Source organism: Arthrobacter sp. TmtSoilC79 (genome assembly GCF_059739405.1).
This window is the reverse complement of record NZ_AP046051.1, coordinates 2,814,606-2,840,391: the sequence shown is the minus strand read 5'-3', so window position 1 is coordinate 2,840,391 and position 25,786 is coordinate 2,814,606. Positions and strand designations below refer to the sequence as shown.

Below are 25,786 nucleotides of genomic sequence, written 5' to 3'. Positions count from 1 at the left end.
TTTTGGTGTTTTGGTGGCGGAATGAAGTCCGGCCCGGCGTTTCTGTAGCCTTCACGGATACAGGCGCCGGGAACCTGGCCCTCCATGTGGGGGACAATCCTGACGAGGTTCTGGCGCGCCGCGTTGACCTGGAGCAGGCTGCCGGGCTCGGCAGCCGTAAGTTCCAGTACATGGATCAGGTCCATGGCAACAGGGTCGAATTCATCAAGGTACATGGGCCTGGGCCCACCGCTGATGCCATGGTTTCAGCAGTTACCACTTCCGGCGCCGGAGTGCACCCTGCGCCGCAGCCCTTGGCGGTCATGGTTGCTGACTGCGTTCCCGTGGTTTTTGTGGCGGACGGTCCCGGTGCTGATCCCGTGATCGCCGTGGCCCATGCCGGGCGTCCAGGTGTGGCCTCGGACGTCGTGACCGGGACCGTCCAGGAAATGCGCAAGCGTGGCGCGGTGGATATCAGCGCCTGGCTGGGGCCGTCCATCTGTGGCTCGTGCTACGAGGTACCCGAAAAGTTGCGTGCCGACGTCGCCGCCTTGGTTCCTGCTGCATGGTCCTCGACTTCATGGGGTACGCCGGCCCTGGACCTTCCGGCCGGTGTGAGGGCCCAACTGGCATCCTTGGAGGTCAGCGTGGAGTACTCAGGGGAGTGCACGCTGGAGAACAATTCACTTTTTTCCTACCGCCGGGACTCCCGGACGGGTCGATTTGCAGGTTTGGTGTGGACGCATGATTAGCCTTGGTGGGGCCGAGGAAGCGAGCGAACCCGATGTGGGGGATGCCCGGACGGCCGAACTTTCCGGCCGGCTTGGGGTAGTGCGGCGCAGGATTGACGCGGCCGTTGCTGCCGCCGGACGTACCGACCCGCCGCAATTGATCGTGGTGACCAAATTCCATCCCGCAGAGGATGTGCGCCGACTGTCCGGCCTGGGCATCACCGATGTCGGTGAGAACCGGGACCAGGAAGCGGCCGCAAAGAGTGCCGGTCTTCCCGACGTCGATGTCCGTTGGCACTTCATTGGGCAACTTCAAAGCAACAAGGCAAAGTCGGTTGTCAGGTACGCCGCGTCAGTCCAATCGGTTGACAGGCTCCAGCTCGTTGACGCGCTGGCCAAGGCCATGGGGCGGGAGCAGGAGTCCAGCGGCCGGGGCGACCTCGAGTGCTACATCCAGGTCGGTTTGGACGACGACGCCGATGCCCACCGCGGCGGTGCAAACCCTTCAGAAGTCGCGGCTCTTGCCGACAGGATCGCATCGGCTTCCGGTCTTCATCTGTCCGGTCTCATGGCAGTTGCTCCGTTGGGGGCAGATCCTGAGGCGGCCTTCGAGAAACTTGCCGGTATTTCCCAAGCGCTCCGGGCTGTCCATCCGGCCGCAACGTCGATATCGGCAGGGATGAGCCAGGACCTTGAAGCGGCGGTGAAGTTCGGGGCGACACACCTGAGAATTGGCTCCGATATTCTCGGTTCCCGTCCGGCCGTGGGGTAGCGTCAAAGTATTGGAATGACGGGCCGGGGTTCCAATATGTCACGTCATGGCGGCCCGCCTACTGCAGAAACGATAGGAGTGCACCATGGCTGGCGCTCTGCGCAAGACAATGATCTATCTTGGGCTCGCCGACGGCGATGAACACTACGAATCTGAGCAGGCCGTCGCCTCGCACCACGACGAAGAACGCCCCCAGGCACAGGAACGGGAAGAGCGCCGGGCGCCCGCTCCCGTCCGGGAAGTTGTCCGTGAAATGCCCACTGTAGATGCCGAAGAGGAATACCGCGCACCCGTGACACCCATTAAGCGTGCGGCCTCCAGCCGCGAAGATGCCTCCGGCCTGAGGCAGATCACCACAGTTCATCCCCGTTCATATAACGACGCCAAGGTCATCGGTGAGAGCTTCAGGGATGGCATTCCAGTCATCATGAACGTCACGGACATGGGCGAGGCCGATGCAAAGCGCCTCGTGGATTTCTCCGCCGGCCTGGTATTTGGCTTGCACGGCAGCATCGAGAGGGTGACCAACAAGGTCTTCCTGCTTTCGCCGTCGTATGTCGAGGTCATCGGGGACGACAAGAAGGCCAGCGAGACGCAGGCCAGCTTCTTCAACCAGAGCTGACGACGATTCTTTTGCGGATGCCAGGCGGGTCAACCTGCCTGGCATCTGTGTTGCAATAGTAGGGACCGATTGACATTCCGGAACAAGTGGGAGATCTGAGCTAACTCGTGGGCATTGTTTTCGGCCTTATCCATATTGTGTTGTTTCTGTTCTTCATCGCCCTGATCATCCGCCTCGTCTTCGAATGGGTCCAGATGTTTGCCCGCCAGTGGCGGCCCAGGGGTGTGGCATTGGTTACAGCACACGTGGTCTACTTGGTCACGGATCCTCCCTTGGGAAGGCTTCGTCGACTGATACCGCCATTGCAGCTGGGTGGAATCTCCTTGGATTTGGGCTTCCTGATCCTGATAATTGCCGTGAGTATCGCCATGGCAGTGACCTTCAGCCTCGCCTAGCTGCGCGCGGAACCTGGACCACCGATGGTTCACAGGCCGCAAATTCGCCAATTCAACACGATGGTGTTGAATTGGAGGAACAAGATGATATTTAGGTACCGTAGTTTTGAACGGCCGGAAGGCCTACTGACTAACTAGACCAACGAGGTGACCAGATGGCTTTGACGCCAGAAGACGTTGTCAACAAGCGCTTTCAGCCGACCAAGTTCCGCGAAGGCTACGACCAGGACGAGGTAGATGACTTCCTCGACGAGATCGTGGTGGAACTTCGCCGCTTGAACCAGGAAAATGACGAGCTTCGCAAGAAGCTCGGCGAAGCCGGTTCGGCAGTGCCTGCTGCGACTGCTGCGGCTCCGGTGGTTGAGAAGGTTCCGGCCCCCGTCAAGGTCGACAAGGAAGCTGAAGCCAAGGCAGAAGCCGAAGCCAAGGCTGCCGAAGCTGCCAAGAAGAAGGAAGCCGAGCAGGCTGCAGCCGCTGCCGCCGCTGCGAAGGCTCCCGCTGCCAACAACAGCCTCACTCCCTCCGCTGAGTCTGCTGCAGGCCTGCTCGCCATGGCACAGCAGATGCACGACAAGCACGTCTCCGACGGTGCGCAGCAGAAGGAAAAGATCATTGCCGAGGCTCAGATCGAGGCTTCAAGCCTCGTCAACGATGCCCAGGAGAAGTCCCGCAAGATCCTTGGTGCTTTGGAGCAGCAGCGCTCCGTGCTGGAGCGCAAGGTTGAGCAGCTCCGTGGCTTCGAGCGCGACTACCGTTCACGCCTGAAGGCTTACATCGAAGGCCAGCTCCGCGACCTTGATGCCCGTGGTTCCGTCGCTGCCCCTGAGGTTGGCGAAGCAACCGCTGACGTTTAGCAAGTATTCTGAAAGCCGGTGGCTGAGGATTCCTCGGCCACCGGCTTTCGCTGTTAAAGACCGACAGCAGCCCGCCACGCTTCTCCCCGAATGAAAGCACTATGACCGACTTCACCGAAGACGCCCCGCAGCCGGCGACCACCGCCCGCCGCAAGTGGCGCCCGGCCATGCTCTGGCTGTTTGCCGGCTTCGCCGTGTTTGCTTATGCCTTTGACCAGCTCACCAAGCTTTGGGTGACCAGCACCATGACGGAAGGGGAGCGGATTCCGGTCCTGCCTCCACTGCTGCATTGGTACTACATCAGGAACTCCGGGGCCGCGTTCTCCATCGGCGAGAACGTCACCTGGATTTTCACGATTGTCATGGCGGCCGTCTCGGTGGCAATCCTCTTCCAGCTGCGCCGGCTGGGTTCGGCATGGTGGGCGCTCTCGCTGGGTTTGCTCCTGGGGGGAGCGCTGGGCAACCTCACCGATCGCCTGTTCCGGGAGCCTTCTTTTGCCATGGGACACGTGGTGGACTTCATCCAGCTTCCCAACTTCGCCATTTTCAACATCGCAGACTCAGCCGTGGTGTCCGGCGTCGTGATTATCTGCCTCCTGACCCTTCGCGGCATTGGCATGGATGGGACGCGGCAGACAGCGGCTCCCAAGGGTTCGGACCATGCCAAGCCAGCCAGCGGTAGCCAGGGGGAGCCTGCCGGTGAGTAGCTCCGTGGAAGTGCCCGATGACCTCGCGGGGGTGCGGGCGGACGCAGGCCTGGCGAAGTTGCTGGATATTTCCCGTTCCGCAGCAGCACTGCTGATCGCCGAAGGCAACGTGACTCTCGCCGGGGTGCCACTGGGCAAGTCGGCAAAGCTGGCCGCCGGGTCCGTGCTCGATGTCACCGTCCCGGACCGGCGGGACCCCTTGGAAGTGGTGGAGGAAGTTGTGGAAGGCCTGAAGATCCTTTTGGACGACGAGGAATTCGTTGTCATCGACAAGCCGGTGGGAGTTGCCGCCCATCCTTCACCCGGATGGGTGGGGCCCACCGTTGTGGGCGGCCTGGCTGGTGCCGGCTACAGGATCTCGACCTCGGGTGCGCCGGAGCGCGCAGGGATCGTACACAGGCTCGACGTCGGCACGTCCGGCGTCATGGTGGTGGCCAAGACTGAACATGCTTATACGGTGCTGAAGCGTGCCTTCAAGGAGCGCACCGTGGAGAAGGTTTACCATGCCGTGGTGCAGGGGCTGCCGGACCCCCTGGAAGGCACCATTGATGCCCCGATCGGGCGCCACCCCGGACATGACTGGCGGTTTGCCGTGATCGAGGACGGCCGTCCATCCGTGACCCACTATGAGGTCCTTGAAGCCTTCGGCAAGGCAACCCTGGTGGAGGTACACCTGGAGACCGGCCGGACACACCAGATCCGCGTCCATTTCTCGGCCTTGCGGCACCCCTGTGCCGGAGATCTCACCTACGGCGCCGATCCCCGTCTTGCGGCGACTCTCGGATTGACCCGGCAGTGGCTGCACGCCCGTCAACTCGGATTCACCCACCCCGCCACAGGTGAATGGGTGGAAGTGAGCAGCGAATATCCGGCGGACCTCCAGTACGCCCTGGATCTGCTCGCAACCGGTTCCGCATAGACGGATTTCACTGCCCGGGTCCGCTTCCTGTTGGACCCGGGACGGTAGACTGTCGTGGTGACTTCCAGCAATGATTCGTTCGTCCACCTGCACACCCATACCGAATACTCCATGCTGGATGGGGCGGCCCGCTTGGGGGAGCTGTTCGACGAAACTGAACGTCTGGGGATGCCGGCCCTGGCGACGACGGACCACGGGTACCTGTTCGGCGCTTTCGACTTCTGGCGCAAGGCCACGGACAAGGGCATCAAGCCGATCATCGGCGTGGAAGCGTACGTAACTCCCGGCACCGCCCGCGGCGACAAAGAGCGCGTTCGCTGGGGCGATGAGAGCCAGCGCAAGGACGATGTCTCCGGTGGTGGCTCCTATACCCACATGACACTCCTGAGCTACAACAACGTGGGCATGAGGAACCTGTTCCGGGCCTCGTCCATTGCTTCGCTCGATTCCGTATTTGGCAAGTGGCCCAGGCTGGACCGGGAGCTGCTCAATACCTATTCCGAAGGTTTGATTGCCACCACCGGCTGCCCGTCCGGCGAAGTGCAGACCAAGCTGCGGCTTGGCCTCTACCGTGAGGCTGTTGAAGCCGCCGCCGAGTTCCGTGACATCTTCGGGGCAGAGAACTACTTCTGTGAACTGATGGACCACGGGCTGGACATCGAGCGGCGTGTCACCGGCGATCTCCTGCGCCTGGCCAAGGAACTGAACCTCCCGCTCGTGGCCACCAACGACCTCCACTACACCCATGAGCACGATGCCAAAGCCCACGAGGCCCTGCTGGCGATCCAGTCCGGCTCTACCCTCCTGGAGCCCACGTACGACAACGGAGGCTCCCGCTTTGCCTTCTCCGGCAGCGGGTACTACCTGAAATCGCCGCAGGAAATGCGGGAACTGTTCCGCGACCACCCCGAAGCCTGCGACAACACCTTGCTCATCGCCGAGCGCTGCGAAGTCTCGTTCAACACCGGTGCCAACTACATGCCGCGCTTCCCCTGCCCACCAGGGGAGGACGAGACGTCATGGCTGGTCAAGGAAGTGGACACCGGCCTCAAGTACCGGTACCCCCAAGGCATTCCGGACAAGGTCCGCAAGCAGGCTGACTACGAGCTTGGCGTCATCACGTCCATGGGCTTCCCCGGCTACTTCCTGGTGGTTGCCGACTTCATCAACTGGGCCAAGAACAACGGCATCCGTGTGGGTCCGGGCCGTGGTTCAGGTGCAGGCTCCATGGTGGCCTACGCCATGCGTATTACTGACCTCGATCCGTTGCAGCATGGCCTGATCTTTGAGCGCTTCCTCAACCCGGACCGCGTCTCCATGCCTGACTTCGACGTCGACTTCGATGATCGGCGCCGCTCCGAAGTGATTGACTACGTCACCAAGAAGTACGGCGACGAGCGTGTGGCGATGATCGTCACCTACGGCACCATCAAGACCAAGCAGGCGCTGAAGGACTCCTCCCGTGTGCTGGGCTACCCCTTCAGCATGGGCGAGACCCTGACCAAGGCACTTCCGCCTGCCGTCATGGCCAAGGACATTCCGCTGGCAGACATCCAGAATCCGGAGTCCAAGCGTTACAGCGAAGCAGGGGACTTCCGCCAGCTCATTGCCACCGATCCCGAGGCCGCCAAGGTCTTCGAGACCGCTTTGGGCATCGAGGGACTGAAACGCCAGTGGGGTGTCCACGCGGCCGGCGTCATCATGTCCTCGGACCCCATTATTGACGTCATTCCCATCATGCGCCGTTTCCAGGACGGCCAGGTCATCACCCAGTTCGATTACCCGACGTCCGAGGGCCTGGGCCTGATCAAGATGGACTTCCTGGGCCTGCGAAACCTGACGATCATTTCCGACGCCCTGGAAAACATCAAGATGAACCGTGGCGTCGACCTCGACCTGGAAAACCTGGAACTCGACGACGCCGCATCCTACGAACTTCTTGCCCGCGGTGACACCCTGGGTGTGTTCCAGCTTGATGGTGGCCCCATGCGGTCCCTGCTCAAGCTGATGAAGCCTGACAACTTCGAAGACATTTCCGCAGTCCTGGCGCTGTACCGTCCGGGCCCTATGGGCGCCAACGCCCATACTGATTACGCCCTGAGGAAGAATGGCATCCAAGAGGTCATTCCCATCCACCCGGAACTGGAAGAGCCCCTCAAGGAAATCCTCGGCGGTACGTTTGGCCTGATCGTGTATCAGGAGCAGGTCATGGCCGTAGCCCAGAAGCTGGCCGGCTACTCGCTGGGCCAAGCCGACATCCTCCGCCGTGCCATGGGCAAGAAGAAGAAATCCGAGCTGGACAAACAGTTTGCCGGCTTCTCCCAAGGCATGCAGGACAACGGCTACTCGATGGCCGCCGTCAAGACGCTGTGGGACATCCTGCTTCCGTTCTCCGATTACGCCTTCAACAAGGCCCACTCGGCTGCCTATGGCGTGATCTCGTACTGGACTGCCTATTTGAAGGCGCACTACGCGCCTGAATACATGGCCGCACTGCTGACCTCGGTGGGCGATGACAAGGACAAATCGGCCATTTACCTCAATGAATGCCGGCGCATGGGTATTACGGTCCTCCCACCGGACGTCAACGAATCCTCGTTGAACTTCACCCCGGTGGGAACAGACATCCGTTTCGGCATGGGGGCCATTCGAAACGTCGGCGTCAACGTGGTGGATGCGATGGTCTCGACCCGCACCACGGAAGGCAACTACACCTCGTTCAAGGACTTCCTGCTGAAGGTTCCGGCCGTGGTGTGCAACAAGCGGACCATTGAATCGCTGATCAAGGCCGGTGCCTTCGATTCCCTGGGGCATCATAGGCGTGCCTTGGCCATGATCCACGAAGAAGCCATTGATTCAGTGATCACCCTCAAACGCAATGAGGCAATTGGCCAGTTCGACCTCTTCGCAGGCTTTGCGGACCAGGAGCCGGAGGCTTCCCTCACTACGGAGATCCCCGATCTCCCGGAATGGGAGAAGAAGGACAAACTGTCCTTCGAGCGGGACATGTTGGGACTCTACGTTTCAGACCATCCGCTGCAGGGCCTGGAGGGGGTCCTCAGCCAGCATGCGGAACAGTCGATTACTTCAATCATCGCCGAGGACGGACCGCACGACGGCGCGATCGTCACCATTGCGGGCATGATCACCTCATTGAGCCGCAGGATCGCCAAGGCCAGCGGTAACGCGTATGCCCGCGCCGAAATCGAGGACCTTGGTGCCTCCATGGAGGTCATGTTCTTTGGCCAGGTGTACGGGCCCATTGCCTCGGTCCTGGCAGAGGACTTGATTGTTGTGGTCAAGGGACGGTTGCAGCGCCGGGACGATGGCGCGGTCACCCTCAACTGCATGGAGCTCTCAGTGCCGGACTTGAGTGAAAGCGTCAACGGTCCGGTAGTGATCACCATTCCGACTTTCAAGGCTACAGAGGCCGTAGTGACTGACCTGCGGGACGTCCTCCGTACGCATCGAGGCAACTCGGAGGTCCGTTTGAAGCTGATGGGTGATACCAAGGTGGAGGTCATGGGCCTGCCGGTCCACATGCGGGTCAACCCCAGCCCATCCCTCTTTGGTGACCTGAAGGTCCTCCTGGGTCCGGCCTGCCTGGATAACTAGGAGCCTTGGAAGCCGGTGACGCTTCGTCCGGTCAGATCTCGTAGTCGAGGGGCTCCGGCCTGCTGTAGCCCCCGCTGTGGTAGAGCAGGGGAGTGCCGTCGCCGCCCACTTGGCCGTCGACGACCTCAACCACCACTACTGCGTTGTTCTCGAAGGAAAGCCGCATCTGGATCTTGCCCACCAGCCAGCCGCTGACATCCTTGAGGATGGGTACCTCGTGGGGTCCGGGTTCCCAGTGGTCGCCCTCGAACCGGTCACGCGTGCGGGCGAAACGGTTGGCGAGGGCCTGGTTCTCAAGTCCCAGCATGTGCACGCCGATGTATTCGGCGTTGGCCACGGCAGGCCACGAACTGGAGCTCCTGGCCATGTTGAAGGTGAACCTGGGCGGCTCGGCGGACAGCGACGCCACCGAGGTTGCGGTGAAGCCGAAGGGTTTGCCGTTCAGGTTGGCCGTGATGATGGCAACCCCGGCGGCGTGCCGGCGGAACATCTCCCGGAAAGTCTGGTCAAAGCCGGATGGTTCGCTTGTCACGCGGATGTGTCTCCTGGACTGGGGGCTGCGTCTCCCCTCAGCGTATTCCTCCGGTCCTGCCGGCACCTCATTTTGTTGAGCCTGCATGAACCTTTGTTAATGTGAGGGGTATGACCGAGCCAACCGTGCACGTCCCTGCTGCTGCCGAACCGGCGCCGGCCCCGCCCCGGCGCGTCCCGAAGGACGCCCTGTGGATCGTTGTTCCGGCCGGCGGCGGAATCCTTCTGGGGGCGCTCTGGTGGATTCTTGCTCCCGGTGGGCTGAACCTGGTCTCCGGCAATCCTGCGCTTGCCGATGCGAACAATCCCGCGTCATGGCTTCCCCGGGATCTGGTTCTGGCAGGACTCGTGCTCCTGGCCGGCTGCTTCACGGGCCTCATGCTGGACGGGAAGCTGCAGGGTCCCAGCGTGGGCCGCAGATTGACGCTTGCTCTCCTCGGCGGAGCCCTGGGTGGAATTGTGGCGTGGCTCGTTGGGTTGCTGTGCGCCCAGCTGTTTGGTCCGGCTCCGGATCCCGCACTTGGTCCCGGATATGGGTTCACCCTCCGTTCCTACGCTGTGCTGCTGTTGTGGCCGGCAGCTACGGCATTCATCACGTTCGTCCTGGCGCTGTTCGGGGTTCTTTCCAAGAAGCCCGTAAAATAACCGGGTGACCACTTCTTCGGATACCTCCGCCCGCCCCGCCGCTTCCCTCGATTTCCGAAGCATCGATCTCCGGGGCCGCCGCCTCTCTTTGGCTGAACTGCGTGCCGCCGTTCCCAGGGCCCGTCATCAGACCATGGCCGACGCCGAGCAGAAGGTCCAGGACATCATTGCAGCCGTCCGCAGCCGCGGCTTTGCTGCCCTCACGGAACTGGCGCAGAAATTCGACGGCGTAGAACAGTCGCACCCGCGTGTTCCGGCTGAAGCGCTGGCCCAGGCATTGGCCGAGCTGGACCCTGCAGTCCGGGCGGCACTGGAAGAGTCCATCAGCCGTGCCCGGCAGTTTGCAGAGCAGCAGCGCCCGGCCAATGTCGATGTTGCCTTGGCCGATGGTGCCGTGGTCAGCCAGAATTGGATTCCGGTGGGCCGCGTCGGGCTCTATGTGCCCGGGGGCCTGGCTCCCTTGGCTTCCTCCGTGATCATGAACGTGGTGCCCGCAGTAGCGGCAGGCGTCGAATCCATCGCGTTGGCTTCTCCTCCGCAGAAGGACTTTGGCGGCCTGCCCCACCCCACCATCCTGGCCGCTGCGCAGCTGCTGGGAATTGACGAGGTTTACGCCATCGGTGGAGCACAGGCGATCGTTTCCTTCGCCTACGGCATTCCGGGTTCCGCTGATGAGCTGCCCATCGAACCCGTGGATGTTGTAACCGGCCCGGGAAACATCTTTGTTGCCACAGCCAAGAGGCTCGTCAAGGGAGTGGTGGGCATCGATTCGGAGGCCGGAACTACCGAGATTGCCATCCTGGCGGATTCCAGCGCGCAGGCCCCCCTCGTCGCGGCCGACCTCATCAGCCAGGCAGAACACGATCCCAAGGCAGCTTCAGTCCTGGTGACGGACTCAGCAGAGCTGGCCGACGCCGTCGTGCGTGAATTGACGGCACAGGCCGCAGTCACCAAGCACAGTACGCGCGTTCTCGAAGCGTTGTCGGGACCCCAGTCAGGGGTGGTGCTGGTTGATGATCTCGACCAGGGGATCGCCGTGTGCAACGCCTATGCCGCTGAACACCTGGAAATCATGACGGCGGATGCTGCGGCTGTTGCGTCGCGGATCCGCAATGCCGGCGCCATCTTTGTGGGGGACTACAGCCCGGTAAGCCTCGGAGACTACTGCGCAGGATCCAACCACGTCCTGCCAACCAGCGGGACGGCGGCTTTCTCTTCGGGCCTGAATGTCATTACTTTCCTCCGCGCCGTGCAGGTCATCAACTACGACCGCACGGCATTGGAGCAGGTCAGCGGACACATCGTCAGTTTGTCCCGTGCTGAGGACCTTCCCGGCCACGGGGACGCCGTACGTATCCGCTTCGCCTAAGCGCTCAACCACTACATATACGGGTGCCTACCACTACATATAGTAGTTACACGCTTGTCATTAGGGTGTGAACGACCGTAAACTGGTGCCGGAAGTGAAACTTCCGGCACCTTTTGCGTTCCCGCGACCCGCAGGGCGATATTCCATGCCGGAACTGTCAGGGGAGGCCCAGCGTGTATTGTCCGTTCTGCCGGAATCCCGACTCCCGCGTCGTTGACAGCCGCATGGCCGACGACGGCTCTTCCATCCGTCGACGCCGTCAATGCCCCGAGTGCGGACGCCGCTTCACCACTGTGGAGACCACCAGCCTGTCCGTCATTAAACGCTCCGGGGTCGGCGAGCCGTTCAGCCGGATCAAGGTCATCAGTGGTGTCCGCAAGGCATGCCAGGGACGTCCCGTCACCGAGGACGACCTCGCCATGCTGGCGCAGGAAGTCGAAGAGAACATACGTTCGTCCGGGGCGGCCGAAATTGACGCGCACGAGGTTGGCCTTGCCATTCTCGGCCCGCTTCGGAAGCTGGATGAAGTGGCCTACCTGCGCTTCGCCAGTGTCTACCAGGCGTTTGAGTCCTTGGAAGATTTCGAATCCGCCATCTCGCTGCTTCGGCACGAACATGCAGAACACGCCAAAGCCGGCGCCAAGGAAGCAACCACGGGCTCGGAAAAGAGCCAACTCTAGCTCCGGTGGCGGTGCGGAGGGGAAGCCGCACCCGCCACCGGCACACTGGTGGTCAGCGTCCTCCTGAGACGGGGAGCACTGCGCCGGTGATGTAGCCGGCTTCGGCGGACATCAGCCACAGAACGGCCGCCGCCACCTCTTCGGGCTCGGCCCCGCGCCCCATGGGGATGGTGGGGTTCAGTCTTTCCACCCGGTCCGGCATGCCGGCGGCGGCATGCAATCCGGTGTTGGTGCTCCCGGGAGCCACGGCATTGACCCGAATGCCCTGCTGGGCCACCTCGGCCGCCAAACCAACGGTGAGGACATCCACGGCGCCCTTGGTGGCAGCGTAGTGGACCCAGGTTCCGGGGGAGCCGGCTTTGGTGGCAGTAGAGGAAATATTGACGATTGACCCGCCGCTGCCGCCGTGGTCCGTGGAGAGTCGCCGCACCGCTTCCTGGCACATGTGGATCATTCCTGACACGTTGACGTCCACCACCCGTTGAACGGTTTCTGCCGGTACCTCCACCAAGGCGCCGATCAGGTTGCCGGTAATGGCCGCGTTGTTGATGACCGCAGTCACTTGACCCAAGCCTGCGGCCTGGTCAAACAAGCGCACGACGTCGGCAGGCCGGCTGACGTCCGCCTGGACGGCCAGTGCCTGGCCACCCAGGCCGATGATGTCATTGGCAACGGTTTCAGCGCCGGTCCTGTCTTCGGAGTAGTTGACAACTACTGCGTATCCGGCCCGCGCCGCAGCGTGGGCTACGGCTGCACCGATGCCCCTGCTTGCTCCCGTAACAACTGCCGTCCCGGGTTTCGGAACCGGGCCCCCTACCATCCGGGGCCTACTTGGCGAGCTTGTGGTGCAAGGCGACCTCAAGCGCCGCTCCGACAATACCGGCGTCGTTCTTCAACTTTGCGGTGACGATCTTGGTGCGCAGGTCAAGGTGCGGGAAGTACTCGTCGGACCGCTTGGAAATGCCGCCACCGACAATGAAGAGTTCGGGAGAGAACAGGAACTCAACATGCTGGAGGTAGCGGTTGAGCAGGACGCCGTACTCGTCCCAGCTCAGGCCGTCGCGTTCGCGGGCGACAGCGGAGGCCTTGGTTTCGGCGTCGTGTCCGTCTACCTCAAGGTGGCCAAGTTCGGCGTTGGGGACCAGTTGTCCGTTGAAGATGAAAGCCGACCCGATGCCGGTTCCCAGAGTGATGACCAGGACGGTTCCGTCAATGCCCTCGCCGGCCCCGTAGCGGGCTTCAGCCAGGCCGGCCGCGTCGGCGTCGTTGATGACCTCAACGGGCCGCCCAAGGCGCTTGGTGAACGTCCCGTCAATATCAGTGCCGAGCCACGTTTTGTCCACGTTGGCAGCTGAATTAACCACGCCATGCTGGATGATGCCGGGGAAGGTCACGCCCACTGGAGAGTCGGCGGCAGGGGCTTCGGGACGGCTGGAGAGTTCCTCCACGATCTGGGCGACAACCTCGGCTACGGCCTCGGGAGTGGCAGGCTGGGGAGTGGGGACCCGGAAACGGTCACCAATCAGCTTGCCCTTCTTGAGGTCGACAATGCCGCCTTTGATGCCGGTGCCGCCGATGTCGATACCGATCAGCGGTGCGTTCTTGTGGGTCTTCTCATCCTTCTTGGACAATGCAATTCCGATCATGGCAGGAGGGGATGGGCATGGCGCAGCCGCCCGGGCTGCTGGACCTTCCGAAGGGTTCAGGGAAGGGTAAGGATTTCCGCGCCGGTCTCTGTGACCAGCAGGGTGTGTTCGAACTGGGCCGTGCGCTTGTGGTCCTTGGTGACGACCGTCCAGTCGTCCGCCCACATATCCCATTCGATGGTGCCGAGGGTCAGCATGGGTTCGATGGTGAAGACCATGCCTGCCTCGATCACGGTGTTGTACGCCGGGGCTGCGTCGTAATGCGGGATGATGAGGCCCGTATGGAAGGCCTCACCCACGCCGTGGCCCGTGAAGTCCCGAACCACGCCATAGCCGAAGCGTTTGGCGTAGGACTGGATGGCACGGCCGATTACGTTGATTTCGCGGCCCGGGGCCACGGCCTTGATGGCCCGGTTGAGCGACTCCTGCGTACGCTCAACCAGCAGACGGGATTCCTCATCCACGTCGCCAACCAGGAAAGTGTAATTGGTGTCCCCATGGACGCCGTTGATGAAAGCTGTGATGTCAATGTTCAGGATGTCGCCATCCTGTATGACTGTGGAGTCCGGGATCCCGTGGCAAATGACCTCGTTGAGGGAAGAGCAGAGGGATTTGGGAAAACCGCGGTAACCGAGTGTTGACGGGTAAGCCTTGTGGTCGAGGAGGAACTCATGCCCGACCTTGTCCAGGTGGTCGGTGGTGACACCGGGTTGGATGTGCTTGCCGACCTCCACGATGGCCTGCGCTGCGATCCGCCCCGCAATCCGGATCTTCTCAATGGTCTCCGGCGACTTCACCTCGGAGCCCGTGAACCTGGCAGGTGCCTTCTTGCCGACGTACTCGGGCCGCGGAATGGAAGCCGGGACAGGCCGTTCGGGGCTGATGGTTCCCGGTGTGAGGGCGCCGATGGGTGCAGTCGAAGCAAGAGAAGGCATAGATTGATCATATAAGGCACACAAGAGACGTAAGTAACAAAGCATGGTTGGGTTCCTGCGACTCCGCCAAAGTTACGCGTCCGGCCCACCCAGGATCGAGGAGGAGACGTGACGGAGTACTGGTACAACGTCAAGACGCATCAGATCGAAGAGGACGCCATGTCCGATTGGTCCCAGCTGATTGGACCCTATAAAACCAGGGAAGAAGCCGAGCACGCCTTGGAAAAGGTCAAAGCCCGCAATGACGCCTGGGACGCCCAGGACGAGGACTGACCGGGACCCGTGCTGACCTGTACGGGGACTAGAAGGAATGCTCAGGTCCGGGGAACTGCCCGGACCTGACGTCCTCCCCGTAGGCGGCAGCGGCGTCGGCCAAAGAAGTGCGGAGGTCAGCGTACTGCTTGACGAACTTTGCCATTTTGCCTCCGCGCAAACCGGCCATGTCCTGCCACACAAGCACCTGTCCGGTGGTGGTGTTGCCGGCGCCGATTCCCACGGTGGGTACGCGCAACGCTGCATCCACGGCGGCTGCGGTTTCCGCCGGCACCATTTCCATGAGCACGCTGAAAGCCCCCGCATCCTGCAAGGCAACAGCATCGTCGATGAGGCGTTGTGCGTCTTCTCCCCGGCCTTGGACCCGGTATCCGCCGAGGGCGTGTTCGCTTTGCGGCGTGAAGCCGATATGGGCCATGACAGGGATTCCGGCTTGGACCATGGCCTTGACAGTGTCCGCGTAGTAGGCGGTTCCCTCAATTTTGACGGCGTGCGCCAAGCCTTCCTTCAGGAAGCGGACGCCGGTGGCAACTGCCTGTCCCGGGGAGACTTCATAGCTGCCAAAGGGAAGATCGGCCACGATCAGCGCGCGCTTTGCGGCCCGGCTTACGGCGCGCGTCAGCGGCAGCAGCTCGTCCACGGTGACCGGAAGGCTGGTTTCGTTGCCGTAGACGTTGTTCGACGCTGAATCACCCACGAGGAGGACTTCGATTCCTGCCTGGTCGAAGATTTCCGCCGTGTACTGCTCGTAGGCGGTCAGCATGGCGAACCGGGCACCGTTGTCCTTGGCCTGCTGGAGATGGTGGATCCTGACCCGGCCGGCAGGCTTTGAGGCCGCCGCGGAGGGTGACGTTGAGGGCGCTGAAGGGCCGGTCCCGTAAGGTGCGGGAACTTCAGCGGGCGTGGTGGACTCAGGGAGGTTGCTCGGGGCCATGGATAGAGCCTAAGCCGTGCCGACGGTGCCTGCCACCAGTGTGCCCGGCGTCACGGAATGTAAACGCTGTGTTACGCGAAGGTACTGCTGCGGCAATAGCAGCGAACTGTTAGTAGAGTGAAGGCTGAGTTGTCGTGGCTTCAAAGTCTTGGAACAAGCGGCATGGACACTGAATCGGAAAAGAGGCCCTATGGACCGCCAGCAAGAGTTCGTTCTGCGGACGATCGAAGAGCGTGACGTGCGCTTCGTACGCTTGTGGTTCACCGACGTCGTAGGTTCCCTTAAGTCGGTGGCGCTTGCGCCCGCCGAGGTCGAAGGCGCCTTTGAAGAAGGCCTTGGTTTTGACGGTTCGGCAATTGAGGGCCTCGCCCGCGTCTTTGAATCGGACATGCTGGCCCAACCTGACCCGTCGACCTTCCAGATCCTGCCGTGGCGTGGTGAAACAGAGCAGACCTCGCGCATGTTCTGTGACGTCCTGACCCCCGATGGCGAGCCGTCGGCCGCTGATCCCCGCAACGTCCTGAAACGGACCCTGGCCAAGGCTGCGGACATGGGGTTCACCTGCTATACCCACCCGGAGATTGAGTTCTACCTCCTCAAGTCCAAGGACCTAGGGCCGGACGGCTCCCCGGTCCCGGTGGACGAGGGAGGCTACTTCGACCACGTTCCGGGCGGCGTTGCCCAGGACTTCCGCCGCACCGCGGTCACCATGCTCGAATCGGTCGGTATTTCCGTGGAATTCAGCCACCATGAAGGTGGTCCCGGCCAGAACGAGATCGACCTCCGTTACGCGGATGCGCTGCAGACCGCTGACAACATCATGACGTTCCGTACGGTCATCAAGGAAGTGGCCCTCCAGCAGGGAACCTACGCCACCTTCATGCCCAAGCCGTTCACCGACCACCCCGGCTCGGGAATGCACACCCACTTCTCCCTGTTCGAGGGCGATACCAACGCGTTCTTCGAAGCGGGCGCCGAGTTCCAGCTCTCCAAGACGGCACGCCAGTTCATCGCGGGAATCCTGAAGCATGCCCCCGAGTTCACCGCCGTCACCAATCAGTTCGTGAACTCCTACAAGCGGCTCTGGGGTGGCGGCGAGGCGCCAAGCTACCTCAGCTGGGGACACAACAACCGTTCGGCACTTGTTCGCGTTCCGTTGTACAAGCCCGGCAAGGGCCAATCGGCGCGCATCGAGTACCGCGGGATTGACTCCGCCACCAACCCCTACCTGGCGTACGCCGTTCTGCTGGGCGCCGGCCTGAAGGGCATCGAGGAAGGCTACGAACTTCCCGCTGCGGCCGAAGACGACGTGTGGTCGCTGACCACCGCGGAGCGCAGGGCCATGGGCCATGCGCCGTTGCCCGCCAGCCTCCACGACGCCATCCGTGCCATGGAGGAATCTGAACTTGTTGCGGAGATCCTGGGCGAACAGGTCTTCGAGCACTTCCTGCGCAACAAGCGCGCGGAATGGCAGGATTACCGCCTCCAGGTCACGCCATACGAGTTGCAGCGCAACCTCGGCATTCTGTAGGCAGGGCCAGTGAGCCTCGCACGTCGGCTCATTTCAGCCGGTTTCAGTGATCTCGAAAAAGCCGAACGGTTCCTTGCAGCCCCCGAACTTGAGGGGATTGACCAGGAATCGCTCTTTGCCGGGCTCTCCATGTCGGCGAGCCCGGACACCGCCCTCCAGTCATTGGTCCGGCTTCTCGAGAAAAACCCCGGGCTGAAGAAACTGGCTGCGGCGGACCAGGACACCAGCGAGCCCATGTACCGCCTGCTCGGCGCTTCAGAGGCACTGGGGGAGTTCCTCATGCGCCGGCCCGAGCACTTGGACGTCTTTGATGTCCGCGTCAGCCCGGAGCCTCTCCAGGCCTCCAGCGAGGAACTCCGGGCAATGCTGCTCCGATCCGTGAAAGCCGAACCTGGAGCCCTGCGCCCAGTGGCGGGGATGACCGGGATGCCAGCCTATGCGGCCCTGAGGAGTGCTTATCGCCGGGGGCTGACTGAGCTGGCCATCAAGGATCTCTGTGCTGCCTCACCCCAGGACTTCATGCCCTCTGTCGGAGCCGAACTGGCCGACCTCGCCGGTGCCGCCATTGAGGCCGCCCTGGCTGTCTCGCGGGCCGAAGCGGCTGGACAGTATGCTGCCGCCGAGATCGCCGACGTCGGCCTTGCCGTCATGGGCATGGGTAAATGCGGCGCCCGTGAACTGAACTACATTTCCGACGTCGATGTCATTTACGTTATTGAGGCCGGTGAGCTGGAAGACGCCCGGGCATCGACCATCGGCACGGCACTGGCATCGGGAATATCCCGGGCAATCTCCTCGTCGGCACCAGAGCCCGGGCTGTGGGAAGTCGATGCCAACCTTCGCCCGGAGGGAAAGTCCGGGCCACTCGTCCGTACCCTGCCCTCGCACCTGAGCTACTACGCACGCTGGGCCGAAAGCTGGGAGTTCCAGGCGCTGCTCAAGGCGAGGACCATCGCAGGTGACCGGGAACTGGGCCAGCGCTATGAGAAGGCAGTTGAACCCTTGGTGTGGGCCTCGGCGGGCCGGGAGGGGTTCGTCGAATCGGTCCAGGCGATGCGGCGAAGGGTAACCGACTACATCCCGGCAGCCGAAGAGCAACGCCAGATCAAGCTGGGGCGGGGCGGCCTCCGCGATGTGGAGTTCACTGTCCAACTGCTGCAGCTGGTCCATGGTAAATCCGACGAGTCGCTCCGGTGCAAGGACACCACTTCGGCCATAGCCGCACTGTCCGCTGGAGGCTACATTGGCCGCACGGATGCAGCCGCTTTCGACAACGCCTACCGCTACCTCCGCCTGCTGGAGCACCGGATCCAGCTTTTCCAGCTGCGCCGTACCCACCTTATGCCTGTCACGGAGGACGCCCAGCGGTTCCTTGCCAAAGCTGTCCTGGGACCCTTCTCCATGGAGCGGCCCCACCCTGACCAGCTGATGGCCACCTGGCAGAAAACCAAAAAATCCGTGCGGGAGCTTCACGAGCGGATTTTCTACCGCCCCTTGCTCAATACTGCGGCCAAGCTCAGCAGCGAAGACGCCAAGCTCAGTCCCGAGGCAGCCCAGGGCCGGCTTGCGGCTCTTGGCTACTCGGATCCGCAGGGAGCCATGCGGCACATTGAAGCGCTGACAGCGGGGGTCAGCCGGCGGGCTGCTTTGCAGCGGCAGCTTCTGCCGATCCTGTTGGGCTGGCTCGCTGAAGGCGTGGACCCTGACGCAGGCCTGCTTGCTTTCCGCAGGGTCAGTGAGGCTTTGGGAACCACTCACTGGTACCTGGGCCTGTTGAGGGATTCCCAAGCCGCGGCAGAACGCCTGTGCCAGGTGTTGGCCAATTCCCGGTTGATCTCGGATCTGTTGGAAGTTTCCCCGGAATCCGTGGCCTGGCTGGGCAGCGACAAAGAGCTGGTGCCCATCAGCTTCGAAGCCCAATGGCAGGAAATCCAGTCCAAGCTGTCCCGGCACCCGGATCCCGAAAGTGCCATGAGGCTCATCCGCTTGATCCGGCGCCGCGAAATCCTGCGGACAGCGATTGCCGACAGCTCCGGATTGCTGGACCAGGATGCCGTGGGACTTGCTTTGGCCGAGACGGATCGTGCCGCCGTTCTAGGGGCATTGCACGTGGCGGAAGCCGTGATTGCCTCCGATGGACCACTCAAAACGGATGTCCTGGTGGTAGCCATGGGGCGTCAGGGCGGACGCGAGATCGGCTACGGCTCGGATGCGGACGTCATCTACGTGCATCGTGCCCGGCCCGGGTTTTCCGACGCAGAGGCCCAGGAGCAGGCGACGGCGATCGTCGCCAAAGTCTCCAGCTTCCTCACCCAGCCACTCAAGCCGGCGATCATGGCCGAAAGGGTCCTCATGGTGGACGCGGACCTGCGGCCAGAGGGGAAGAACGGCGCAATGGTCCGCTCGCTGGAGTCGTATGCGGAGTACTACCGCCGCTGGTCGCTGATCTGGGAGGCCCAGGCACTGCTGCGGGCGCGCCCCATGGCTGGTTCCGACGAGCTGGCTGCCGATTTCCTCAAGCTCATCGATCCGATCCGCTACCCCCGGGAACTGGCGGAACAGGATGTGCGGGAAGTCCGTCGGGTCAAGGCACGCGTTGAATCAGAACGGCTGCCACGTGGCGCTGATCCTGCGCGTCACGTCAAACTTGGACGCGGTGGCCTCAGCGACGTCGAGTGGCTGGTCCAGTTGCTTCAACTGCAACACGCAGGCAAGCATGTGGAACTCCGCACCACTTCCACCCTTGAAGCCCTCGAAGCGGCGGAAAAGCTGGACTTCATCAGTCACGATGACGCCACACTTCTGCGGGACGCGTGGAGGTTTGCCAGCCGGATCCGTTCAGCGAATGTGATCGTCACCGGACGGGCTTCGGACCTCCTGCCTTCATCCCGGAAAGACCTCGAAGCTGCAGCGCGCTGGTGTGGGTACGCTCCCGGACATGCGGGCCAGTTCGAAGAGGACTACCTGCGGCTCAGCCGGCGGGCCAGGGGTGTGTTCGAGAAGGTGTTCTACGGCAATTAGCCCATGGGAAGTGCGGCCTGGGCCTTTTCACGGGCATGCCGAAGCATGGCGACCACCGGCACGCCGGGAACCAGCGCGCCGTCGGCTACGTAACCCTCCTCCCGGTCCTGGAGTGTTTCCACCATCCGTCCGCGCCATAGTCGCAGTTGGTGGTGGTGTGCGGGGTCTTCGGCGAGGTTGAATCGTTCCTGGGGATCGGCGTCGAGGTTGAACAGTTCTTCTGTGCCCTTCCCGGAACCCCAGATGTACTTGTGATGGCCATCGGTCAGCCAATGCAGGTTCTGCCCCCAGTAGACGTGTTCACCGTGCAGGACCTGCCGGACGGCCCCGGTATCCTGCCCCCGCACCAGCGGGGCAAGGGACTTGCCGTCCACCGAGTCCGGGATGGGCAGCCCGGCCAGGTCCAGCAGCGTGGGCATGATGTCGCGCAGTTCCACCACGTGGTCCACCACGGCTCCGCGTGCAGCGTCCCTTGCTGCCGGGGCGTTGGCGATGATGAAGGGAATCCGTGCAGACCCCTCGTAGGGGACTGCTTTGCGGAACATCCGGTGGTCGCCCATCATTTCACCGTGGTCACTGGTGAAGGCGATCACCGTATTGCCATCCAGCCCGAAGTCCGCCAACGACTCCCTGATCCGGTTGATCTGCAGGTCGATCTGCGCCATCAGCCCGTAGTAGCCTGCCCTGGCCCGGTGGACCACGTGGTCCGGCATGCGGCCATAGCTCGCTTGGTAGTCGCCGTCCTTCCGGTGCTCGTCCCAGTGGTGTTCCCAGTTGCCCAGCACTGGTTCGTAGTTGGGTATGCCGAGGTACTGCTCAAACGCCCACGACGGCGGATCGTACGGTGGGTGCGGACGGTGGAAGGAGAGGTAGAGGAAGAAGGGCTTAACCGGGTCACGGCGGTGCATCCACTCGATGGCCTGCGTTCCGATCCAATGCGTGGGGTGCAGGTTTTCGGCTTTATCCCACGGCCGGGCGACGATCGAGTTGCAGTTTACGCCGTGATCGAAATACTCGGCGTCCGGACCGGCTCCTGGCTGCTTTCTAAGCCACGGCACGTAGTCGTCAAACATGGCGAAGTGCTGCCGATGTTCCCGCCGTGCGTGGTGAAGGTAGCCGTCATGGAGGATCACGTCATCGAAGCCGAGCCTGGAGCGTTCCGGCCATACATGCATCTTGCCGATCGCCTGTGTGTGGTAGCCGCCCTTTCTGAACTCGTCCTGTACGGTCACCGGGTGGACTGCATGGAAGGGTACGCCGTCGTTGTACCCCACCCGGCCGTGCCGTTCCTGGGACTGGCCGGTAAACAGGGCCGCCCGGGCAGGAACACAGGAAGGTGTAGCAGAGTAGCCTTTGGAGAACCGCACGCCGCTACGGGCGAGTTCGTCGAGATGGGGTGTTTCGACGTAGGGATGACCGTCAGAGGACAGGCAGTCGCCCCTCCACTCATCCACACAGATCAGAATGACGTTCGGCCGGCCCATGGAAGGTTCCTTCGACGTAGGGAACTGATGTGACAACCCTAGTAGGAAGACCCCGCAAAATGCTCGAATATGACTCAGGAGATCCGTTTTCGAGCGTGAGTGATCACATCGATGTCGGTGACGTTTGGCTGATCCCGCTCAAACTCCTGGACAATGACGCACGGGCCATCCAACTCGGTTCCGTCGCTGGACTGGCCGTCGAGGAGCCGCAGCGGGCATTCGTCGGTGACCCTCTCCGGATGATGCTGATAGCCCTGGAGGAAGAGTCCCGCATGCCGTATGTCATCGAGTCCGGGGGCATCGCTGTTGGCGTGCTGACCCTCCAATCCGGTGCCGCCCGGTTGGCAGGTTGGTCCGACGACGATTCTGTGTGGCTTCTCAGGGGCTTCCTGATTGACTCGGGAAGCCAAGGGCGAGGTTTGGGAACACGGGCCGCGCGCGCGGCTGTGGAGGAAGCTCGAAAGCTGACGGGACGGCTGGAAGGCGGCCAGGCCGGCGTCGTGCTTTCCGTTAACGAGCGCAATCCGGCTGGCCAGGCTGCTTACTCCAAGGCGGGCTTCGGTGATGTCGGCAGGTATGAGGGAGGCAGTTCCGGCCCGCAGCGCATCATGTACCGGGCTTTTACGTGATTCGGTTGTCAACTACGGTTGACGCTACGCAGTTCGTCAACTAACGTTGACGATATGGAGGTGGACCGGATGAAAACACTGGTGGGATCGATGGATGGAATGGGCCCGGCTGAGGCACTGTATGCCGTGGCGGAACTTCAGAAGGAAGTGGGTCGGCGCGAGGCGTCCCTGGTTCGCGCGGCCAGGCAATCCGGGTTGTCGTGGGAGGCGATAGCCCTTTGCCTTGGCGTGAGCAAGCAGGCTGTGCATAAGAAGTACGGAAAACAATAGAGCGGGTCCGGAGCGAAGGGGCTGGTCCGCACTGCCCGCTGTCCTTTAGGATGCTCCCGTGACAAGCATGGTGGATCCGGACGGTGCAGCTTTCTCCACCACGTGCTGTTTCCGCTGCGCGCAGGCGGGGCCGCACTGGTCATCGCGTTACGGGCGGGCGGGTACCTTTGCCTGCCGGCGCTGCTTCGCCACCTTCTCTGACGACGGAGTGTGTGAGGCCTCCGCGGGAGCGGGAAATCCAGGGCGCGAGGGACTGCCGCTTCCGGCAAACCAAGTAGTCTCCGCGCCCGGCAAGGAAAAAACGAGTACACGCTACTCGTGACCCTGCTGTTCCTGCAAAGGCAGCATGGTGGGTATGACAACGTATGTGGTTGAACCAGCGGCCCTGCTCCATCGCTGCCAGTGCTGCGGCGAAGAAACCGACACGGTGTTCTGCGCCGACTGTGCGGCACCGGAAGAATCCGGACAATCGCCCAGAACCCAGCACTGATCGCTTCCCTGTGCAGGCGCTCATGCGTCGGGTAGTGTCGCCGCTGTGCATCAAGCTGCGCAGACGCTAAGTATCCTTATAGACTTCTTCTGTCACTGTTCTCGAGGCAGAGGAAAAGTCCATGGAATACAACGGAAGTTCGACAGAGAAGACCATAACAGCCGGGGAGTTGGACCGGCGCCACGTGGGTCAGTCCGTGAGCTTTCAGCCCAATGACTTCACTGTGGTCTTCGGAACCATCGCGGGCATTGCGCGAACTGAAGCGCTGGTCTACTTATCGCTCGCAGGAGTGGGTGGCGGCACCCACCTCAAGGACGAATACGACCTCACCATAGATCACAAGGTCTACCTTCAGCTTGATCCGCTCGGCAGCGCTGAGAAGGGTCTTTCGGAAGCGGCCGGGTTCGTGAAGGAGAAACTGGACGAAATCGCCAGGAATATCCGCGAACGCGATCAGGATAAGACTGAGTAGTCTGCGACCGCACCAAGAAACGATCCCCGGTCCGTATGGGCCGGGGATCGCCTTTGTTAATGCGTGTGGTGGAGCTTAGACGCCGTAGTAGAGCTCGAACTCGTAGGGGTTCGGGCGCAGAGACAGCGGGCGGATCTCGTTCTCGTACTTGTAGTCGATCCAAGTATCGATGAGGTCCTGGGTGAAGACGCCGCCGGCCTGGAGGAACTCGTTGTCCTCGCGAAGGGCCTCGAGGGCTTCTTCCAGGGAGCCCGGAGCCTTGGGGATGTCCTTGGCTTCCTCGGCGGGGAGCTCGTAGAGGTCCTTGTCGATCGGAGCCGGCGGCTCGATGCGGTTGCGGATACCGTCAATGCCGGCCATCAGCTGCGCGGCGAACGCCAGGTACGGGTTGGAGGAGGGGTCCGGAGCGCGGAACTCGATGCGCTTGGCCTTCGGGTTGGTGCCCGTGATGGGGATGCGGATGCCTGCGGAGCGGTTGCCCTGCGAGTAAACCATGTTTACGGGGGCTTCGAAGCCCTTGACCAAGCGGCGGTAGGAGTTGACCGTCGGGTTGGTGAATGCCAGGACCGCGGAGGAGTGCTTCAGCAGGCCGCCGATGTACCAGCGGGCCATGTCCGAGAGGCCTGCGTAGCCCTTTTCGTCATAGAACAGGGGATCGCCGTTGCTCCACAGCGACTGGTGGCAGTGCATGCCCGAGCCGTTGTCACCGAAGACAGGCTTCGGCATGAAGGTAACGGACTTGCCCCAAGCATCTGCTGTGTTCTTGATGATGTACTTGAACTTCTGCAGATCATCAGCAGCCGCGGTCAGCGTGGTGAACTTGTAGTTGATCTCAGCCTGGCCGGCGGATCCAACCTCGTGGTGGGAGCGCTCAACTTCGAGGCCTGCCTTGTCCAGCTCGATGCACATGGCATCGCGGAGGTCGGCCTGCTTGTCAGTGGGGGAGACCGGGAAGTAACCGCCCTTGACCGGGGTCTTGTAACCGAGGTTGCCGCCCTCTTCCTTGCGGCCAGTGTTCCAGTGGGCTTCTTCAGAGTCGATCTTGTAGAAGCTGCCCTGCGGGGAGGACTCGTACTGGATGTTGTCGAAGACGAAGAACTCGGCTTCGGGAGCGAAGAACGCGGTATCGGCGATGCCGGTGGATGCCAGGTACGCTTCAGCCTTCTCAGCTACGCCACGGGGATCGCGGTGGTAAGGATCACCGGTGCGGGGGTTCACGATGGAGAAGTTCAGCGCGAGTGTCTTCTCGATGCGGAAGGTGTCGATGAAAGCCGAGGTCACATCCGGGATGAGCTGCATGTCGGATTCGGCGATGCCCTGGAAGCCGCGGATGGAAGATCCGTCGAAGAGCTGGCCGTGGACGAAGAAATCGAGGTCGACGCTCTTGGCCGGCACATTGAAGTGCTGCTGGACACCAGGAAGGTCGGTGAAGCGGATATCGACGAATTTGACGTCTTCGTCTTTGATGAACTTGAGGACTTCGTCCGCAGTCTTGAACATCTATGCTCCTTATGCATATCAAGTAACAGGCCCGGAAGGCCGCGTGGTGCAGCCCATGCCAAAGCTCCGGAGACACAAAACATCCCCTTGCGGTGGTGGCTGGCAACTCATACCACCATAGGGAGATGGGATTTCCCGGGGGTGTCAGTATTGTTTCCGGCAGGTTACAGAATCATCTGTTGTGTAAACGGTAGTCGGCTTCACCGTCTCTGGTCCAAGCGGGTCCGGTGGGCGAACACTGCAGCCGCCTGAACACCGCCGCCGGTCCCTTGCCGAAGCCGCTGTGAGTCGGACAGCATGCATGCCAGCAGTTAGGCTTGGGGGGTGGTTGATCGAAAAGACATAGGCTCCTGGCTCAGTGGTCCGGACACTTCAGGAATCTCAAAATACCCCGGCGAGAGGCTTGGGCTGCCCGAATCGGGCCCCGGCTCCACCGCCCGCGCCGGTCGCCGCATCCTGGCGATCATGGTGGATTGGACCATCGCGTTGGTCATCAGCAATTTTGCCTTTGGGGGAAACCAATGGGCAACGCTGGCAGTTTTTGCTGCTGAGCAGATTCTCTTGATTGGCACCCTGGGCTACAGCATCGGGCACCGGATCGTTGGTATCCATGTGGTGCGCCTGGGAGGTGGCCCGGCAGGTCCCGTGGCCGCGCTGGTCCGGACAATCCTTTTGTGCCTGGTCATACCGGCAGTTGTCTTTGATCCCGACCAGCGTGGCCTCCACGACAAAGCCATGAACACGATCCTTATCCGGATGTAGGGTTTCCTCCCGGAACAAAG

Annotated in this window: 25 protein-coding genes; 18 read left to right on the top strand and 7 right to left on the bottom strand. The window is 62.1% G+C overall.

All coding sequences use genetic code 11. The features are described from left to right. Positions 1-5 precede the first annotated feature (5 nt). The 8 genes from AC6JA3_RS13060 to dnaE all read left to right on the top strand — a co-directional run bounded on the left by AC6JA3_RS13060 (position 6) and on the right by dnaE (position 8,594). Positions 6-731 carry a purine nucleoside phosphorylase YfiH/LACC1 family protein gene (locus AC6JA3_RS13060; RefSeq protein WP_347783510.1) on the top strand — a complete coding sequence of 242 codons (726 nt, stop codon included), beginning with the start codon at positions 6-8 and terminating at the stop codon, positions 729-731. Continuing rightward, positions 724-1,482: a YggS family pyridoxal phosphate-dependent enzyme gene (locus tag AC6JA3_RS13055; RefSeq protein WP_347783509.1), complete on the top strand. Its 759-nt coding sequence runs from the start codon at positions 724-726 to the stop codon at positions 1,480-1,482. Before AC6JA3_RS13060 ends, AC6JA3_RS13055 begins: the two co-directional genes overlap by 8 nt. Before the next feature lie 85 nt (positions 1,483-1,567). Beyond that, positions 1,568-2,104 (top strand): cell division protein SepF, encoded by a 537-nt coding sequence (locus tag AC6JA3_RS13050; protein WP_026542515.1) that lies wholly within the window; start codon positions 1,568-1,570, stop codon positions 2,102-2,104. A 107-nt stretch (positions 2,105-2,211) separates the two neighbouring features. Then, positions 2,212-2,499 (top strand): YggT family protein, encoded by a 288-nt coding sequence (locus AC6JA3_RS13045; RefSeq protein WP_347783508.1) that lies wholly within the window; start codon positions 2,212-2,214, stop codon positions 2,497-2,499. 155 nt (positions 2,500-2,654) lie between these two features. After that, positions 2,655-3,353, top strand: a complete 699-nt coding sequence (locus AC6JA3_RS13040; protein WP_026542517.1) for a DivIVA domain-containing protein — start codon at positions 2,655-2,657, stop codon at positions 3,351-3,353. Positions 3,354-3,454: 101 nt separating this feature from the next. After that, a complete protein-coding gene (lspA, locus tag AC6JA3_RS13035; RefSeq protein WP_026548590.1) occupies positions 3,455-4,060 on the top strand; it encodes a signal peptidase II in 606 nt (201 codons plus the stop codon). After that, on the top strand, positions 4,053-4,979 hold the full coding sequence (locus tag AC6JA3_RS13030; RefSeq protein WP_091554067.1) for an RluA family pseudouridine synthase: 927 nt from the start codon (positions 4,053-4,055) through the stop codon (positions 4,977-4,979). The genes lspA and AC6JA3_RS13030 overlap by 8 nt, the downstream gene beginning before the upstream one ends. A gap of 57 nt (positions 4,980-5,036) precedes the next feature. After that, positions 5,037-8,594, top strand: a complete 3,558-nt coding sequence (dnaE, locus tag AC6JA3_RS13025) for a DNA polymerase III subunit alpha (RefSeq protein WP_347783507.1) — start codon at positions 5,037-5,039, stop codon at positions 8,592-8,594. 31 nt (positions 8,595-8,625) lie between these two features. On the opposite strand, the gene AC6JA3_RS13020 is transcribed toward dnaE, so the two are convergent. Next, on the bottom strand, positions 8,626-9,126 hold the full coding sequence (locus AC6JA3_RS13020) for a flavin reductase family protein (protein WP_026542521.1): 501 nt from the start codon (positions 9,124-9,126) through the stop codon (positions 8,626-8,628). A 110-nt stretch (positions 9,127-9,236) separates the two neighbouring features. Here AC6JA3_RS13020 and AC6JA3_RS13015 point away from each other — a divergent pair, with 110 nt between their 5' ends. The 3 genes from AC6JA3_RS13015 to nrdR all read left to right on the top strand — a co-directional run bounded on the left by AC6JA3_RS13015 (position 9,237) and on the right by nrdR (position 11,819). Continuing rightward, entirely contained in the window at positions 9,237-9,770 is a 534-nt protein-coding gene (locus AC6JA3_RS13015; RefSeq protein WP_026542522.1) for a hypothetical protein, read from the top strand. A 4-nt stretch (positions 9,771-9,774) separates the two neighbouring features. Beyond that, a complete protein-coding gene (gene hisD / locus AC6JA3_RS13010; protein ID WP_026548592.1) occupies positions 9,775-11,139 on the top strand; it encodes a histidinol dehydrogenase in 1,365 nt (454 codons plus the stop codon). A gap of 173 nt (positions 11,140-11,312) precedes the next feature. Next, complete coding sequence (nrdR, locus tag AC6JA3_RS13005) at positions 11,313-11,819, top strand: transcriptional regulator NrdR (protein ID WP_347783506.1); 507 nt, start codon at positions 11,313-11,315, stop codon at positions 11,817-11,819. A gap of 52 nt (positions 11,820-11,871) precedes the next feature. Here the strand turns inward: nrdR and AC6JA3_RS13000 are convergent, their stop codons facing one another. The 3 genes from AC6JA3_RS13000 to map form a co-directional block, all read right to left on the bottom strand. Beyond that, positions 11,872-12,639, bottom strand: coding sequence for an SDR family oxidoreductase (locus tag AC6JA3_RS13000; protein ID WP_347783505.1), 768 nt, complete (start codon positions 12,637-12,639; stop codon positions 11,872-11,874). A gap of 7 nt (positions 12,640-12,646) precedes the next feature. Then, positions 12,647-13,450 carry a polyphosphate--glucose phosphotransferase gene (gene ppgK, locus AC6JA3_RS12995; RefSeq protein ID WP_026542526.1) on the bottom strand — a complete coding sequence of 268 codons (804 nt, stop codon included), beginning with the start codon at positions 13,448-13,450 and terminating at the stop codon, positions 12,647-12,649. Between the two features lie 71 nt (positions 13,451-13,521). Next, positions 13,522-14,400, bottom strand: coding sequence for a type I methionyl aminopeptidase (gene map, locus AC6JA3_RS12990; protein ID WP_026542527.1), 879 nt, complete (start codon positions 14,398-14,400; stop codon positions 13,522-13,524). A gap of 108 nt (positions 14,401-14,508) precedes the next feature. Here map and AC6JA3_RS12985 point away from each other — a divergent pair, with 108 nt between their 5' ends. Beyond that, positions 14,509-14,673, top strand: coding sequence for an SPOR domain-containing protein (locus tag AC6JA3_RS12985; RefSeq protein ID WP_139183528.1), 165 nt, complete (start codon positions 14,509-14,511; stop codon positions 14,671-14,673). Positions 14,674-14,701: 28 nt separating this feature from the next. On the opposite strand, the gene panB is transcribed toward AC6JA3_RS12985, so the two are convergent. Beyond that, positions 14,702-15,607 (bottom strand): 3-methyl-2-oxobutanoate hydroxymethyltransferase, encoded by a 906-nt coding sequence (gene panB, locus AC6JA3_RS12980; RefSeq protein WP_026542528.1) that lies wholly within the window; start codon positions 15,605-15,607, stop codon positions 14,702-14,704. A 190-nt stretch (positions 15,608-15,797) separates the two neighbouring features. Here panB and glnA (AC6JA3_RS12975) point away from each other — a divergent pair, with 190 nt between their 5' ends. Together glnA (AC6JA3_RS12975) and AC6JA3_RS12970 are read left to right on the top strand one after the other, a co-directional pair. Beyond that, positions 15,798-17,138, top strand: a complete 1,341-nt coding sequence (gene glnA / locus AC6JA3_RS12975; RefSeq protein ID WP_026542529.1) for a type I glutamate--ammonia ligase — start codon at positions 15,798-15,800, stop codon at positions 17,136-17,138. Between the two features lie 9 nt (positions 17,139-17,147). Continuing rightward, complete coding sequence (locus tag AC6JA3_RS12970) at positions 17,148-20,159, top strand: bifunctional [glutamine synthetase] adenylyltransferase/[glutamine synthetase]-adenylyl-L-tyrosine phosphorylase (protein ID WP_026542530.1); 3,012 nt, start codon at positions 17,148-17,150, stop codon at positions 20,157-20,159. Here AC6JA3_RS12970 and AC6JA3_RS12965 read toward each other — a convergent pair. Next, the gene (locus AC6JA3_RS12965) at positions 20,156-21,643 is read right to left on the bottom strand and encodes an arylsulfatase (RefSeq protein ID WP_026542531.1); all 1,488 of its coding nucleotides are present in this window, start codon (positions 21,641-21,643) and stop codon (positions 20,156-20,158) included. The genes AC6JA3_RS12970 and AC6JA3_RS12965 overlap by 4 nt on opposite strands. A gap of 59 nt (positions 21,644-21,702) precedes the next feature. On the opposite strand from AC6JA3_RS12965, the gene AC6JA3_RS12960 reads away from it, so the two are divergent. From AC6JA3_RS12960 to AC6JA3_RS12950, 3 genes are all read left to right on the top strand, one after another. After that, positions 21,703-22,272 (top strand): GNAT family N-acetyltransferase, encoded by a 570-nt coding sequence (locus AC6JA3_RS12960; RefSeq protein ID WP_497920635.1) that lies wholly within the window; start codon positions 21,703-21,705, stop codon positions 22,270-22,272. Between the two features lie 54 nt (positions 22,273-22,326). After that, positions 22,327-22,542 (top strand): hypothetical protein, encoded by a 216-nt coding sequence (locus AC6JA3_RS12955; RefSeq protein ID WP_026542533.1) that lies wholly within the window; start codon positions 22,327-22,329, stop codon positions 22,540-22,542. Positions 22,543-23,153: 611 nt separating this feature from the next. After that, a complete protein-coding gene (locus AC6JA3_RS12950) occupies positions 23,154-23,504 on the top strand; it encodes a hypothetical protein (RefSeq protein WP_026542534.1) in 351 nt (116 codons plus the stop codon). A gap of 75 nt (positions 23,505-23,579) precedes the next feature. Here AC6JA3_RS12950 and glnA (AC6JA3_RS12945) read toward each other — a convergent pair whose 3' ends face one another. Beyond that, a complete protein-coding gene (glnA, locus tag AC6JA3_RS12945; protein WP_024820496.1) occupies positions 23,580-25,004 on the bottom strand; it encodes a type I glutamate--ammonia ligase in 1,425 nt (474 codons plus the stop codon). A 324-nt stretch (positions 25,005-25,328) separates the two neighbouring features. Between glnA (AC6JA3_RS12945) and AC6JA3_RS12940 the strand changes: the two genes are divergently transcribed. Then, a complete protein-coding gene (locus tag AC6JA3_RS12940) occupies positions 25,329-25,766 on the top strand; it encodes an RDD family protein (RefSeq protein WP_026542535.1) in 438 nt (145 codons plus the stop codon). Positions 25,767-25,786: the final 20 nt, after the last annotated feature.

Bases quoted from the DNA above. Each gene is read 5' to 3' on its own strand.
- AC6JA3_RS13055 (WP_347783509.1), top strand. From the start codon at position 724: ATGATTAGCCTTGGTGGGGCCGAGGAAGCGAGCGAACCCGATGTGGGG.
- AC6JA3_RS13050 (WP_026542515.1), top strand. From the start codon at position 1,568: ATGGCTGGCGCTCTGCGCAAGACAATGATCTATCTTGGGCTCGCCGAC.
- AC6JA3_RS13040 (WP_026542517.1), top strand. From the start codon at position 2,655: ATGGCTTTGACGCCAGAAGACGTTGTCAACAAGCGCTTTCAGCCGACC.
- lspA (WP_026548590.1), top strand. From the start codon at position 3,455: ATGACCGACTTCACCGAAGACGCCCCGCAGCCGGCGACCACCGCCCGC.
- AC6JA3_RS13015 (WP_026542522.1), top strand. From the start codon at position 9,237: ATGACCGAGCCAACCGTGCACGTCCCTGCTGCTGCCGAACCGGCGCCG.
- AC6JA3_RS13000 (WP_347783505.1), bottom strand. From the start codon at position 12,639: ATGGTAGGGGGCCCGGTTCCGAAACCCGGGACGGCAGTTGTTACGGGA.
- map (WP_026542527.1), bottom strand. From the start codon at position 14,400: ATGCCTTCTCTTGCTTCGACTGCACCCATCGGCGCCCTCACACCGGGA.
- panB (WP_026542528.1), bottom strand. From the start codon at position 15,607: ATGGCCCCGAGCAACCTCCCTGAGTCCACCACGCCCGCTGAAGTTCCC.
- glnA (WP_026542529.1), top strand. From the start codon at position 15,798: ATGGACCGCCAGCAAGAGTTCGTTCTGCGGACGATCGAAGAGCGTGAC.
- AC6JA3_RS12965 (WP_026542531.1), bottom strand. From the start codon at position 21,643: ATGGGCCGGCCGAACGTCATTCTGATCTGTGTGGATGAGTGGAGGGGC.
- AC6JA3_RS12960 (WP_497920635.1), top strand. From the start codon at position 21,703: ATGCTCGAATATGACTCAGGAGATCCGTTTTCGAGCGTGAGTGATCAC.
- AC6JA3_RS12955 (WP_026542533.1), top strand. From the start codon at position 22,327: ATGGAGGTGGACCGGATGAAAACACTGGTGGGATCGATGGATGGAATG.
- AC6JA3_RS12950 (WP_026542534.1), top strand. From the start codon at position 23,154: ATGGAATACAACGGAAGTTCGACAGAGAAGACCATAACAGCCGGGGAG.
- glnA (WP_024820496.1), bottom strand. From the start codon at position 25,004: ATGTTCAAGACTGCGGACGAAGTCCTCAAGTTCATCAAAGACGAAGAC.